Source organism: Microvirga sp. 2TAF3, from assembly GCF_052114965.1.
GTDB lineage: Bacteria > Pseudomonadota > Alphaproteobacteria > Rhizobiales > Beijerinckiaceae > Microvirga.
In genome coordinates, this window is sequence record NZ_JBFRFT010000016.1 from 18,802 (window position 1) to 32,228 (window position 13,427).

Annotated in this window: 15 protein-coding genes; 9 read left to right on the top strand and 6 right to left on the bottom strand. The window is 64.7% G+C overall.

Annotated features, from left to right (window positions below):
• Positions 1–54 precede the first annotated feature (54 nt).
• The 6 genes from AB4Y97_RS15430 (at position 55) to AB4Y97_RS15455 (ending at position 4,845) form a co-directional block, all read left to right on the top strand.
• Positions 55–1,164 (top strand): AI-2E family transporter, encoded by a 1,110-nt coding sequence (locus AB4Y97_RS15430; RefSeq protein ID WP_441999928.1) that lies wholly within the window; start codon positions 55–57, stop codon positions 1,162–1,164.
• A gap of 106 nt (positions 1,165–1,270) precedes the next feature.
• On the top strand, positions 1,271–1,918 hold the full coding sequence (locus AB4Y97_RS15435) for a CoA transferase subunit A (protein WP_441999929.1): 648 nt from the start codon (positions 1,271–1,273) through the stop codon (positions 1,916–1,918).
• A gap of 4 nt (positions 1,919–1,922) precedes the next feature.
• The gene (locus tag AB4Y97_RS15440) at positions 1,923–2,624 is read left to right on the top strand and encodes a 3-oxoacid CoA-transferase subunit B (protein ID WP_441999930.1); all 702 of its coding nucleotides are present in this window, start codon (positions 1,923–1,925) and stop codon (positions 2,622–2,624) included.
• Positions 2,621–3,103 (top strand): hypothetical protein, encoded by a 483-nt coding sequence (locus tag AB4Y97_RS15445; protein ID WP_441999931.1) that lies wholly within the window; start codon positions 2,621–2,623, stop codon positions 3,101–3,103. The genes AB4Y97_RS15440 and AB4Y97_RS15445 overlap by 4 nt, the downstream gene beginning before the upstream one ends.
• Positions 3,096–4,331, top strand: coding sequence for an HlyD family secretion protein (locus AB4Y97_RS15450; protein ID WP_441999932.1), 1,236 nt, complete (start codon positions 3,096–3,098; stop codon positions 4,329–4,331). The genes AB4Y97_RS15445 and AB4Y97_RS15450 overlap by 8 nt, the downstream gene beginning before the upstream one ends.
• Positions 4,332–4,497: 166 nt before the next feature.
• Complete coding sequence (locus AB4Y97_RS15455; protein WP_441999933.1) at positions 4,498–4,845, top strand: phasin family protein; 348 nt, start codon at positions 4,498–4,500, stop codon at positions 4,843–4,845.
• Positions 4,846–5,012: 167 nt separating this feature from the next.
• On the opposite strand, the gene AB4Y97_RS15460 is transcribed toward AB4Y97_RS15455, so the two are convergent.
• From AB4Y97_RS15460 to ppk2, 3 genes are all read right to left on the bottom strand, one after another.
• The gene (locus AB4Y97_RS15460) at positions 5,013–5,270 is read right to left on the bottom strand and encodes a hypothetical protein (RefSeq protein ID WP_441999934.1); all 258 of its coding nucleotides are present in this window, start codon (positions 5,268–5,270) and stop codon (positions 5,013–5,015) included.
• A gap of 130 nt (positions 5,271–5,400) precedes the next feature.
• Entirely contained in the window at positions 5,401–7,086 is a 1,686-nt protein-coding gene (locus AB4Y97_RS15465) for a SulP family inorganic anion transporter (protein WP_442000017.1), read from the bottom strand.
• 196 nt (positions 7,087–7,282) lie between these two features.
• Positions 7,283–8,122: a polyphosphate kinase 2 gene (gene ppk2, locus AB4Y97_RS15470; protein ID WP_441999935.1), complete on the bottom strand. Its 840-nt coding sequence runs from the start codon at positions 8,120–8,122 to the stop codon at positions 7,283–7,285.
• A 243-nt stretch (positions 8,123–8,365) separates the two neighbouring features.
• Here ppk2 and AB4Y97_RS15475 point away from each other — a divergent pair, with 243 nt between their 5' ends.
• The 3 genes from AB4Y97_RS15475 (at position 8,366) to cax (ending at position 11,013) form a co-directional block, all read left to right on the top strand.
• Positions 8,366–9,451, top strand: a complete 1,086-nt coding sequence (locus AB4Y97_RS15475) for an AraC family transcriptional regulator (RefSeq protein ID WP_441999936.1) — start codon at positions 8,366–8,368, stop codon at positions 9,449–9,451.
• Between the two features lie 94 nt (positions 9,452–9,545).
• Positions 9,546–9,902 (top strand): hypothetical protein, encoded by a 357-nt coding sequence (locus AB4Y97_RS15480; protein ID WP_441999937.1) that lies wholly within the window; start codon positions 9,546–9,548, stop codon positions 9,900–9,902.
• On the top strand, positions 9,880–11,013 hold the full coding sequence (gene cax / locus AB4Y97_RS15485) for a calcium/proton exchanger (protein ID WP_441999938.1): 1,134 nt from the start codon (positions 9,880–9,882) through the stop codon (positions 11,011–11,013). Before AB4Y97_RS15480 ends, cax begins: the two co-directional genes overlap by 23 nt.
• Positions 11,014–11,157: 144 nt before the next feature.
• Here the strand turns inward: cax and AB4Y97_RS15490 are convergent, their stop codons facing one another.
• The 3 genes from AB4Y97_RS15490 to AB4Y97_RS15500 all read right to left on the bottom strand — a co-directional run bounded on the left by AB4Y97_RS15490 (position 11,158) and on the right by AB4Y97_RS15500 (position 13,418).
• A complete protein-coding gene (locus AB4Y97_RS15490; protein WP_441999939.1) occupies positions 11,158–11,631 on the bottom strand; it encodes a helix-turn-helix transcriptional regulator in 474 nt (157 codons plus the stop codon).
• Positions 11,632–12,083: 452 nt separating this feature from the next.
• Complete coding sequence (locus AB4Y97_RS15495; RefSeq protein ID WP_441999940.1) at positions 12,084–12,233, bottom strand: hypothetical protein; 150 nt, start codon at positions 12,231–12,233, stop codon at positions 12,084–12,086.
• A gap of 24 nt (positions 12,234–12,257) precedes the next feature.
• Positions 12,258–13,418, bottom strand: a complete 1,161-nt coding sequence (locus tag AB4Y97_RS15500; protein WP_441999941.1) for a M20 aminoacylase family protein — start codon at positions 13,416–13,418, stop codon at positions 12,258–12,260.
• Positions 13,419–13,427: the final 9 nt, after the last annotated feature.

Consider the following 13,427-nt stretch of genomic DNA (forward strand, 5'->3'; position numbering starts at 1 on the left):
CTCAATCGCACCCTCTGCGGCGGGTGTTAGCGGCAGCCCAATCAGGAGGAAACCGTGCGCTCTGTGGATCCAGCCGAGGCCGTGAATTCCTGGGAGCAGACCGCTCCCCAAGAGGCGTCGTATGTCGAGAAGGCGCTTGGACTCATCCTGCTGCTAATCTTGGCCGTCGGCTGCATCCTTGTCCTGAAGCCGTTCCTGACGGCCATCCTTTTCGCCGTCATTCTCTGCGTGTCGACATGGCGGCTGTTCCGGCGGGTTGAGCACCTCCTCGGCGAGCGGCAGACGCTGGCGGCCCTGCTCATGACCCTGATGATTGCCGGCCTGCTCGTCCTCCCGCTTCTGGCCTTAGGCGCGAATCTGGCGGACGACGTCGCCCGGCTCGCCGCGGCTGTCCGCACCGCCATCGATCAGGGTCTGCCACCGCCCCACTGGCTCGGGCGCGTGCCCTTGGTAGGACCAGAGGCGGAACGTGTGTGGACCCAGATATCGCAGCAGGGCGCGGAGCTTGGGCCGACGCTCGCACCCTACGTACGGCCGCTGCGCGAGTGGGCGCTGCAACAGGGAGCATCGCTGCTCTCGGGAACATTTCAGGTCGTGTTCGGCATCGTCCTGGCCTTCTTCCTGTACCGCGACGGCGCCTATGCCGAGAGCCGCCTCGATTGGGCGATGTCACGGCTCGGCGGCTGGCGGGCGCGGCGCGTGCTGGAAACCGCCGGAATGACCATCATTAGCGTAGTCAACGGCGTTCTCGGGACAGCTCTCATCCAAGGCATTCTGCTCGGTTTCAGCTTCTGGCTGGCCGGCGTTCCGGGCGCCATCGTGCTTGGCGCTGTGGGCGTGGTCATCACCCTGCTGCCGTTGGGGCTTCTGCTGTTCTGGCTGCCCGCAGGCCTCTGGTTGATGTCCTCCGGCCACACGGGATGGGCTGTGTTCGTGATGGCGTGGAATGGCCTTCTCGTCGGCAATCTCGACAACGTCCTGCGTCCGTACCTGATCAGCCGCGGCATCAGGATGCCCATGGTGCTCATCTTTCTGGGTGTGCTGGGCGGCCTCCTGACGTTCGGAATCGTCGGGGTCTTCCTCGGCCCCGTGCTGCTCGCGGTCGCCCACACCCTGTTCCAGGACTGGGGGCGCGCCAGCGAAGCCGCGCCCGGTCCCGCCTGATCAACCGCAAAGGAGAGGCAGCCCATGGATCTTTCCGTTTCGAAGAGGCTCACCCCAAGCCGTTCGTGCAGAAGCAAATCGACGACATCGCAGTGAGGAGGCCGCAATGAAGACCATTACGCTTCCAGACGCCATTACGATGATCCCGGCCGGGGCCACCCTGATGATCGGCGGCTTCATGGGTGTCGGAACGCCGGAGCCGCTGGTGGACGAGCTCGTACGGCAGCAAAAGGGAGGCCTGACAGTCATCGCCAATGACACCGCGGCGCCGGGCATCGGCATCGGCAAGCTGGTCGATGCCGGGCTGCTCCGCCGGGTGGTCGTGAGCCATATCGGCCTCAATCCCGAGACGCAGCGGCAGATGCTGGCGGGAAGCCTGCAGGTGGACCTTGTCCCGCAGGGCACGCTCGCGGAGCGCATCCGTGCGGGCGGCTTCGGGCTCGGTGGCATCCTGACAGCAACCGGCGTCGGCACGGTTGTGCAGGAGGGCAAGCAGAAGATTGCGGTCGATGGCCGAGACTACCTGCTGGAGCCCGCCTTGCGGGCCGACTTTGCGCTCGTGCACGCCTTCATCGCCGACTACCTGGGCAACCTCTCCTACGTCCTCACGGCGCGCAACTTCAACCCGCTGATGGCCATGGCCGCGGACACGGTCGTCGTTCAGGCCGAGAACATCGTTCCCATCGGCGTCGTCTCACCGGACCACGTCATGACGCCCGCTCCGGTCGTCGACTACCTCGTTGCGAAAGGCTGAAGCCATGGACGCGCAATCCCTCATCGCCAAACGCATCGCGCAGGAGCTGCGGGACGGGATGCTGGTCAATCTCGGCATTGGCATCCCGACGCTCGTGGCAAATTTCGTTCCCAAGGGGATCCATGTCTTCTTCCAGTCGGAGAACGGCCTCATCGGCACCGGCCCGGTGCCCGAGCCCGGCATGGCGCTTCCGTGGCTGACCGACGCGGGCGGGAAACCCGTGACCGCCCTGCCAGGGGCGTCCACATTCGACAGCGCCATGTCCTTCGGGCTGATCCGCGGCGGCCATCTCGACCTCACGGTGCTGGGCGGCCTTCAGGTCGACCAGCACGGACGTCTCGCGAACTGGATGGTGCCGGGCAAGATGGTGCCGGGCATGGGCGGCGCCATGGACTTGGTGGCCGGTGCCAAGCGCGTCATCGTCGCCATGCAGCACACCGCCAAGGGCCGCCCGAAGATCGTCCGGGAGTGCTCGCTGCCGCTCACGTCGGACCGCCAAGTCGATCTTGTCGTCACCGAACTGGCGGTGATCGGTTTCCCGGAGGGCCGGGCAACGCTGCTGGAGACGGCGGAGGGGGTCTCGGTCGATGAGGTGCTTGCCGCTACCGAGGCCGACCTCGCGGTCCATCATGGGCTGACCAAAACGGATGGGGAGAGGCCCACCCCAGAGAGTGTCCCAACCTCTTCAATCGGAGAAACAGTATGACTGCGTCACTTCACCCGGCGGCTCCCCATCACCTGCCGGCGTTCATCACCGCGCCCGGCGAGACCGATGTCCTGATGGTGGTCGTGGCGGTGTTTCTGGTGCTTGCCGTGCTGGCGGTGGGACTGCTGTTCCTCCGCCTGCATACTTTGCCGGAGAGGATCGCCCATAGGGGCCACAAGCTGCAGTTCGAGATCGTCGCAATTCTGGGCCTGCTGGCGCTTTTCACGCATGTGCATCTGTTCTGGGTAGTCGGACTGCTGCTCGCATTGATCGACATTCCGGACTTTGGAAATCCGCTGCGCCGGATCGCCGGATCGCTTGAGAAGATTGCCGGCCTGAAGCCGGGCGCGGGCGCGGGCGACGCACCTGACGAGATCGGCGCCGCTGGCCCGCCGGCCGAAAAGCCGAGCGAAGGCGCTGCCGAGGTGCCGCCCACCATCACCCCCTCCCGGATATCCAAGGAGAAGATCCATGCTTGAGCTTCTTCTCTGCTCGCTGCTGACAATCCTGCCGGACTATCTCTACCGCCGCTATGCCCAGGGCAAGCGGCTCGGCAAGGAGATCACGCTCTACTCGGTCTGGTTCGAGCTGCGGTGGGGCATCATCGCTTGCCTGATGCTCACTGTGGGGCTGATCACGGTGATCTTCTACAATCACCCGGCGACCACGAACGCCACCGCATACTTCAGAACCATACCGATCCTGCCGGAGACCAATGGGCGTGTTGCAGAGGTCTATATCGACGGCGTGAGCGGTTCGGTCAAACAAGGAGCACCGATCTTCAAGCTCGACAGCTCGAAGCAGGAGGCGGCCGCGGAGACCGCCCGCCGCAAGATCGCCGAGGTCGAGGCCGAGCTGGTGGCGGCGCGGACCGATGTCGCCGCGGCCGAAGGCAAGCTGCTGGAGGCCAGGAGCGCCTATCAGCAGGCCGTGGACGAACTGGAGACCAAGCAGGAGATCTACCGACGCAATCCAGGCGCTGTCGCCACAAGGGACATCGAGAAGCTACAGGTCGCCGTCGAGGGGCGGCAGGGCGGCATTGACGCCGCCGTTGCCGCCAAGGAGCAGGCACAGACGCGGATCTCCACGCTGCTGCCCGCAGAGAAGGCCAGCGCCGCGGCCGAGTTGGCCCAGGCGCAAGTTGACCTGGACAAGACCGTCGTCCGAGCCGGCGTGAGCGGCGGGGTGGAGCAGTTCACGCTGCGGGTGGGCGACATCGTCAACCCGCTCATGCGTCCGGCCGGGATCCTGATCCCGGAGGGTGCAGGGCAGGGGCGCCTGCAGGCCGGCTTCGGACAGGTCGAGGCGCAGATCATGAAGTCCGGCATGGCGGCCGAAGCCACGTGCGCGTCGAAGCCCTGGACCATCATCCCGATGGTGGTCACAGGGGTGCAGGAATTCATCGCCGCCGGCCAGATCCGCAGCGGCGAGCAGCTGATCGAGGCGCAGCAGGTGACGCGGCCGGGAACCATCCTGGTCTATCTGGAGCCTCTCTACGACGGTGGGCTGGATGGGGTCACGCCCGGCAGCAGCTGCATCGCCAATGCCTATACCAGCAACCACGACCTGATCGCCTCGGGCCAGGTCGGCACCATAAAGGGTCTTGCCCTTCATGGTGTGGATGCCGTCGGGCTCGTGCACGCCATGATCCTGCGCATCCAAGCGCTTCTGTATCCGATCCAGACCCTTGTGCTCGGCGGGCACTGAGAGGCGAGGAGGGATGTTGTGGCGACCATGCGCGAGGCCATGGTGAATGACACGGCGCGCAGGGAGGCGGATTTTGCCATCAGTCGCCTGCAGCAAGTGAGGGCGACCCTTTCATTCCGAGTAACACTTCCATTCCGAGGAAAAGGTTCGTTCAAGGAGGACGATCATGGCCACCATGCCAAAGAAGTCGGCACTGTCGGACACGCTGCGTAGCATCAACGAATCCGCTTTGTCCGGCGACAGCGGCCGCGCCCTGGTGAACGCCACAGAAACGTGGTTCGCGACAGTCACCGAATGCCAGCGCGAGATGATGGGCTTCGTGTCCCTGCGCCTTGGGAAGGATGGCGAAACCGTCCGCAAGATGATGGGTTGCAAGAACCTTGCGGACGTGACAGCCATCCACTCCCGCTGGATCGAGGAAACCCTCCGCGATTACAACGCCGAGACCGCCAAGCTGATGGCCATCTGCACCAAGTCCGTGAATAGTGGCGGCCGCACCGGGACCGGGGGCTGACCGCCTCCAGCCCAGGATGTCACCAAGGCGCTTGAGCGCCCCTGAGTGACGGCAGTTGCCATTAGGTCGGAGATTTTCCCGCGGATCTGCTCATCGACAGCTTGACGCCGTTGGACGCGAGGTCGACCCGAAGTCTTCTGACCAGGCTTTCGTCAACCACTGGCCCTTCAGCGCCGGCCGGCGCGATTGACCGGACCGCCGCGGTTCATAGGGGTGCCGGGGCGAACTCCGACACCCGGGGCGCCGACACCGGGGGTTACCACAGCACGGCGAGCCACGGGCGCAACCGGACGCGCGACGCAACCCTTCGGCACACCGACTGTCTTGCAATAGACGATGGCGTTCGCGGGCCCTGCTGTCATGGATAAGGCGGTGAGCGCGGCTAGCGCCAGTCCGGCGCAGGACAAGGATCGAATGCGAGTCATGTCATTCTCCATCCAAACATTGCATTACGTTGCGTTCGCCCCGTCATCCGGCCCGGACCTTCCTGGCGCGGGCTTATCGGAACTGATGTCAAAAATCTAAGCTGTCCTCGTCTATGTCCATTCGCCCGGCTCACCCTCGGACCTCCGGATCTCCCTCATGGGCCTGGAAGTAGCGGGAAGCGGCCGCATCGATCGTCGGGAAGAACCGCGTCTCGCCGAACCGGGCTAACAGCCCGAATCTCTTCAGCTTGTCCTTGACCGGATCCTTGAGCTCGGCGAAGCGGAGCTCGATACCCTTTTCCTGCAACGCCTGATCCAGCTCGATGAGGGCATCGGCCGCGGTCACGTCGACGCTGGTGACGGGCGCCGCCGCGACCACCACGCACCGGACCGGGGTCGGCGACTCCGTCACCGCGGCAAGAGCGCGCTCGCGAAACAGTTCCGCATTGGCAAAGAACAAGGGCGCGTCCCAGCGGAACAGGACCAAGCCCGGAATTCGACGGGCCTCCGGATATCGTGTGATGTCATGATAGCCCTCGATCCCAGCTGGACGGCCCAGGACGGCGGAGTACGGGCGCCAGCCGTCCCACAGGAACTCGATGACGGCGATCACGATCGCCAGGCCGATCCCGGGAATGGCGCCGAGCACGGCCACGCCGGCGAAGCAGACCATCGACAGCCAGAACTCCCAGCGCTGGATGCGGTAGATCCGCCTGAGGTCAGCCACCTCGAACAACCCGATTGCGGAGGCAATGACGACTGCGGCCAGAGCAGAGGTGGGCAGATTCCGCAGGAGGTCGGGCGCCACGAGCAGCAGCAAGGCAATGGCGAGTGCGCCGACGATGCCAGTCAGTTGCGTGCGGGCCCCGGCGGCCTCGGCGACGGGCGTGCGCGAGCTGCTGCTGCTGATCGGGAAGCCCTGGAAGAAGCCAGTGGCCAGGTTGGCGGCTCCCAGCCCCACCATCTCCTGGTTGGGATCGACCCGGGTGCGTGTCCGCGCCGCATAGGCGCGGGACAGCACGCTGGTGTCGGCGAACGATACCAGGGCGACGGCGCAGCCTCCGATCAGCACGGGAATAACGTCGGAGATCCCGATCCAGGGAATCGCGAATCCAGGCAGGCCCAGGGGAAGCGATCCCAAGATTGCCACGCCATGGCGTTCCGCGAGGTCGAGTACGCCGACGAGAATGGTTGCGCCGACCACCGCGACCAGGATGCCGGGCACGATCCTGATGCCTCGCAGCATCAGGATCGTCGTCAGCGTCGCCGCCCCGACCGCGAAGGCGACCCAGTTCGTCCTGCCGGTCAGGATCGCTTCGCCGATGGCCCACAGGTCCCGCAGCGGTCCCGTGGTCTCGACCGAGAAGCCGAACAGCTTGGGGATCTGGCTGATCAGGACGGTTAGTGCGATGCCGTTCATGTAGCCGTAGCGGATCGGCTTGGACAGGAGTTCGGTCACGAAGCCCAACCGTGCCAGGCCAGCCAGGATCAAGACCGTCCCCGAGACGAGAGCCATCATGCCGGCCAGGGCCACGGCACGCTGCGGGTTCCCGCCCGACAACGGGAGCACCACGCCGAGGATGACCGTCGCAAGGGCCGAATCCGGGCCGAGGACGAGGATGCGGCTGGGCCCGAAGACGGCGTAGACCAGCAGCGGGACGACCGTGGCGTAGAGGCCGAAGATACCCGGCAGGCCAGATGCTACGGCGTAGGCGATCCCGACCGGGACCAGCATCGTCGCCAACACCAGCCCGGCCACAAGATCATGCCCCAGCCATGTCGCCTCGTATTGGAACAAGGTGCGCAGTCCGGGCATCCAACGCCGCCATCCGGCTTCATCGCGAGTCTCGCGGGCGGTCGGCGCCGTGTCTTGACCTCCTCCGCTCCGGGAGTCATGTCCATCCTGCCCATCCGCAGACGGCAGTCCGGCGGCATCCGCCCGGCCGGGCGCGGGTGGATTCAGTGGGTGGATGTCGGCCATGACGGCGCTCCCGGTTCCACTCCCATGGCGTTCAGTACCGTGCCGGCACGATGTTCCTTGCGGGCAGCCCGTCCTCGGCTCCCTTCGGTCTTGGATCGGGCTTCGGCACCTTCGGGAGTTCGACCTTGACCTTCCCGTAAGGGACTTGGCTGAGCAGATGCGCGATCAGGTTGAGGCGGGCCCGGCGCTTGTCGTCGGACGGGACGACGTGCCAGGGGCAGATCGGCGTGTCGGTGCCGCGCAGCATGTCCTGGTAGGCCAGCGTGTAGTCCCACCAGCGCCGCACCGACTCGGTGTCCATCGGGCTGAGCTTCCAATGCTTGACCGGATCCTCGATCCGATCGGCAAACCGCCGCCTCTGCTCGTCCTGGCCGACATCGAGAAAGTACTTGAGCAGAATGATGCCGTTGTCGACGATCTCCTGCTCGAACGACGGCACGAGCCGCATGAACCGCTCGTACTCGTCCTCGGTGCAGAAGCCCATCACGCGCTCGACCCCGGCCCGGTTGTACCAGGAGCGGTCGAACAGCACGATCTCGCCGGCGGCGGGGAAGTGGGCGACGTAGCGTTGGATGTAGAGCTGGCTCTTCTCGCGCTCGGTCGGCGCGGGCAGGGCGACATGCCGGAACACCCGGGGACTCACCCGCTGGGTGATCCGGCTGATCACTCCGCCCTTGCCGGCCGTATCGCGGCCCTCGAACACCACAATGATCCTGGCGCCTGTCGCCTTGACCCAGGTTTGCAGGCGGACGAGCTCGACCTGAAGCTGTCTCAGCTCGCTCTCGAATTCCTTCCGCTTCATGGGCAGGGCAGGATCATTCGTCGCTTCAGCCGCTACCCGTTTCGTCTTCATGACGTCTTGCCGGCTCATCCGCAGCCCCTCCGCGATCCGCAGGAGGGGTCATCATCGCACCGATGGGATTAGTTGGCTTGACGCTTTAGGACATGCCGTTGACAGGATGGGACAGCGGGAGTGAAAGCGGCGGGCCAATTCCGTGAAATGGCCTGAATCGTAGCTTAACCTAAGTTGATTCAACGGTGATCAACCTCCGGATTCGGGTATCCCGACCACGGTCGTGCGGTAATTACCCGAACACGGCAAGGGGCTGCGGCAATGACCGGGAACATTGAGCTTCCGTCTACCAGTACCGCCGTACAGCGTTCCCCATTGGCACCCCCGCCCGGCCGGGGGCTTCCTCCCGGCTGCATCCACCTTGGGGTTCCAAAGGAGATCGTCTCGACCCTGCGCGATCTCGGCATCGATCCCGATCCGGTTATTCGAGAGGTGGGACTTGACCCGCGCCTGTTCGACGATGCGGAGAACGTGATTTCGCATGCGGCCCTGGGCCGGCTGCTCACCCTGTGCGTGGCCCGCACGAACTGTCCGCATTTCGGGCTGCTGGCCGGGCAACGCGCCACGATCCTGTCCCTCGGCCTGGTCGGGCGCCTGATGCAGCATTCGGAGACAGTGGGTGACGCCTTGCGCGCCCTTGTGTCGAACCTGAGCATCCAGAACCGCGGCGCAGTCTCGGCGCTGATGATCGACAAGGACGTGGTTCTGTTCAGCTATGCGGTCTACCAGCCGGAGGCCGAGAGCGCGGACCAGATCTCGGATGAGGCCCTCGCTCTCGCGGTCAACGCGATCCGTGCCCTGTGCGGGTCTGGTTGGACCCCGGCCGAGGTGCTGCTGCCCCGGGCCGCCCCGGCGGACTTGGGACCATACCGGCGCCATTTCCGGGCTCCCGTCCGGTTCAACCAGGAGAGCGCCGCGATTGTCCTTCCGGCCCGCGACCTGGATCGTCGGATCCCCGGGGCCGATCACATGATCCGCGCCCTGCTGGAGGAACGGATCGAGCAACTGAAGGGTGGATGGGGATCCGAGTTCTCCGATGATATCCGGCGGTTGCTACGCACGCGGTTGACGAGCCATCGCTGCTCGGCAGGCGATATCGCCGATCTGCTGGCGATGCACCGCCGTACCCTGAGCCGGCGCCTGAAGGATGGCGGCATGGGCTATCGGGCGATTGCCAATGAGACCCGCTTCGAGATCGCGCGCCAGCTGCTGCAGGACACTGAGGTGCCACTCGGTCAGATCGCGGCGGCGCTTGGCTATTCGGAGAGCAGTGCCTTCACCCGGGCCTTCCGACGCTGGTCGGGCCAGACGCCGACGGCTTGGCGGGCCGAAGGCCATTTCGGGTGAGAGACCGGTGGCCCAAACCGTCAAGGGATTGTCCTCGCCGATCAAGCGCCGGGTTCCGGCAGGGCCAGAATAGGGTCCAGACAGTGAGGATGCCATGAAGTCGATGGTGGTGTCCGTTGCCATCGCAGGTTTCGCAACCGGGGCCATCGCCCAGTCGGGCCCCATGATCCTTGCCATGACCCGTGCCCAGGCCAAGGGGGGCGTGGCCTCCCAGGGTGCGGCCGTGCTGCGTACCGGGTCCGCGACCTACGACCGCTACGTGCGCAATGGGAGCTTCTGCGTACTCCAGGAAACCGCATGCCCGGCCTGGGTGAAAACGGTCGACGTCGCGCAATGTCCCGTCGGAGCGATTTGCCGCTCCATCGAGATCGATAACGGCGCTGAACCGAAGCGATCCGGCCCGCGCGAAAATACAGGGGGACGAGGTCATGACGGACAAGTCGTATCCTGACGTACACCCGGCGGCCGCGACATCCCTGCTCAGGCCTTCCCTCCTGTGGCTGCTGGTCCTCGCCCCTGCCGCCGCCCTTCTCGATCACGCCGGCAACGTTCCAGCCGGCCTCGTCTTCTTCTGTGCGGCGCTGGCCATCGTGCCGTTCGCTAAGCTCATCGTCCAGGGAACCGAACAGGTCGCCGCCCACACCGGTGCCGTGATCGGGGGCCTTCTCAACGCCACCTTCGGCAACCTTCCGGAGCTGATCATCACCATGGCCGCCCTGCGGGCGGGCCTCCTGGAGATGGTGCGCGCCTCGATCGTCGGGGCACTGCTCGCCAACCTGCTGGTAGCTCTCGGCCTGTCGTTCCTGCTCGGCGGCCTTCGTCATCACAGCCAGGAATATAACCCGAACGCGGTGCGGACCTACTCCTCGACCATGGTGCTGGCCTGGATCAGCCTGGCGCTGCCGAGCGCGTTCCACCGCGCTCTTGGAGCAGAACCTCACCTGGCCCAGCACGCCACCCTGGACCTCGTCGTGGCCATCGTCCTGCTCGGTCTCTACGGATTGTTCCTGCTTTACTCCCTGAGAACTCATCCAGAAACGTTCGCCGAACTGAATGCCCCGGCGTCGAACGGTGAGACCGGCAAACACCCCGGCGTCGCGCGGGGCATCGCGATGCTGCTAGTCGCGTCGCTCGGTGCCGCGTGGATGAGCGAGTTGCTCGTCGGTGCCGCCGAGCAGGCTGGCCACTCACTCGGCATGTCTCAGATGTTCATGGGCGTGATCGTGCTCGCGCTCGTCGGAGGCGCAGCCGAGTCTGGATCGGCCATCGCCATGGGCCGGGCCAACCGGGTCGACCTCAGCATCGGCATTGCCCTGGGAAGCTGCGTGCAGATCGCCCTCTTCGTTGCTCCCGTGCTGGTCCTCATCGCGCCGGCCATGGGACAACCGCAGTTCCAGTTGGTCTTCTCGCAGGCGGAGATGTGGATGCTGTTCGGGGCGGTGCTCCTCGGGGCGACCGTTGCGACGACGGGCCAGTCCAACTGGTTCAAGGGTGCTCAACTGCTGGCGCTCTACTTCATCATCGCGGCCGTCCTTTACTTGATTCCGGCTACCTCGCCGTAGAAGGTGGGCCATGCTGCGGACATCGTCACATTAACGGCCATTCGATAGAATTCGGGCTGAGCGGAGCATCGTTTTCAGGCGGTGCGCGCCACAGAGGCGATGTTCGCCCATGCCGCGAAGGCTGCGGCTTGCGCTTGACGCTCGTCAGCCGTGGTCAACCGATGGCGTCGCAGGGTATTCACCCTTGACGGTTATTCTGGCCGCATCCAAAGGCGTCATTCCATACCGGCGCTTGAACATCCGATTGAAAGTCGCTTGATCGGTAAAACCACAACGTTGCGCAACTTCACCTGCGCGAAGATTCCGATGCATCGTTGAGGTGAGCATCGCGTAAGCATTCTCGATCCGCGTGGACCAGATCGTGGCAGCGACACTCTCGCCGCGCGCCGCGAACAGGCGATAGAGCGTTGCTCGAGAACAACCAAGCGCTGTCACCAGGGTCTCAGATCCGAATTCGGAATCCCCACAATCGCGGCAAATGACGAGGCGCGCCGCTTGATAAAGGCCGTTCGGCAAATATTCATGATCGATCGCCCCGAACTCCGCCTGCAGCGCGGCAAGACCCATTTCAACCGCGCTCGAAAGTACAACCGCAATGTAGATGTCGCCCGCGCGCATATGGTGAACCCCAGCATGGACTAAGGTCGCGGATCGCCCTGACGCTAGCAAGCTGATCTTCTACGCATCAACCAATGAAGATGCTCTCGAGTACGGCGATTTCGACGACAGCATGAGCTATGGGGAACTGCGTAAACCGATCTCCGACCGGTCCATCAAATGCGTGCAGATCATGCAGCCTGAAGCAGTTGAGGTTTGGAAGAAGTACAAGAATAAAGCAGATCGCGTGCCCTATTAAGGACGAACCTTAATAGGGAGCCGGGCGTATTTATGATCAGGGTGCTTCCATGCCAACGTATGGAGGCCTTGGCTTGCGCGATGAGCCACGATTAGGCTGATCGCCGCTCCCCTCGTACCTCGCGCGGCATTCGCTTAGAGTTCAACGACCGAGGTACCGATCGGTCCGAGATGGGTTCAGCGCAAGAACTGTTCCTATTGACACGCCGGCGTTATCAACCAAACACAGCGACTTTCGAGAGAAGGTCGATCCCGCCGGCCTTGGTTCGGCGCATCTCGCGTCCAACGGCCGAGCGGAACACGCCTCGTGCAAGCTGGGCCAGCATTGCCATGGCTGCTGCCGCGAAGACCCACGACTTTATCATTCCCTTCTCCTCCGGTTGGCGCCTTTACGCTGAGCGCAGACGTTGCCGTGCAACGGCAGCATGGAAGCGAGCCCCGTAGAGCAGCCCATCATCATTGAAGTCATAGGCAGGGTTGTGCAGGGGCGCGGACTGCTTGCCGTTCCCGACGAAGGCGAAGCAGCCGGGCACGTGCTCCAGGAAACGGGCGAAGTCCTCCGAGCCCGTCATCGGCTCCCGCGCCGTTGAGACATGGTCCGGCTCAAACACGGTCCGGGCGGCCGCAAAGGCCGCGTCCACCAAGGCGGCATCATTCAGGGTCGGCACGAACTCCCGCGTGTAGGTCACCTCAGTGGCGACGTTGTAGGTCAGGGCCGTCCCTTCGGCGATGATGCGCATCTGCTTCTCGATTTCGGCGCTGACCTCGGGCCGGAAGCTGCGGGCGTCACCAAGGATGCGGGCAAGCCCGGGCAAGGCGTTGCGGGTGCCGTCGGTGGTCAATTCGGTCACTGACACGACGCCAACATCGGTCGGGCTGAGGCGACGGGACACGATGGTCTGGAGGTTCATCACGGTCGCACAGGCGGCGACGAGGACCTCGTTTCCCCAGTGCGGGCGGGCGGCATGGCCACCGATGCCTTTCAGGACGATCTCGAAGTTGTCCTCCGCCGACATGATCGGCCCCGCGCGCGTCTGGAAGTGCCCGACGGGAAAGCCTGGCATGTTGTGCAGGCCATAGATCTCCTCGAATGGGAACCGTTCCATCAGCCCGTCGGCCAGCATGGCGAGCGCGCCCTTGCCCCATTCCTCGGCGGGCTGGAAGACGAAGCGCACGGTGCCGTCGAACCCGTCTTCTTGGGCGAGGAGCTTCGCGGCCCCGAGCAACATGGTGGTATGGCCGTCATGGCCACAGGCGTGCATCGTGCCTGGGTTCTGCGAGCGGTAGTCCTGCGTGCCCTGTTCGGTGATGCGCAGGGCATCCATGTCGGCCCGGAGCGCAATCGCCCGATTGCCGCTGCCGCGTTTGAGGGTGCCGACGACGCCTGTGCCGCCCACGCCCTCGGTCACGTCATCAAGGCCAAACTCGCGCAGTTTGGCGGCGACGAAGGCGCTCGTCCGCTTCTCCTCGAAGCCGAATTCCGGATGGGCGTGCAGATCGCGCCTCCAAGCGGTCATTTCCCGTTCGAGAGCATCCAGATCCATGGCCATGGCTTTCTC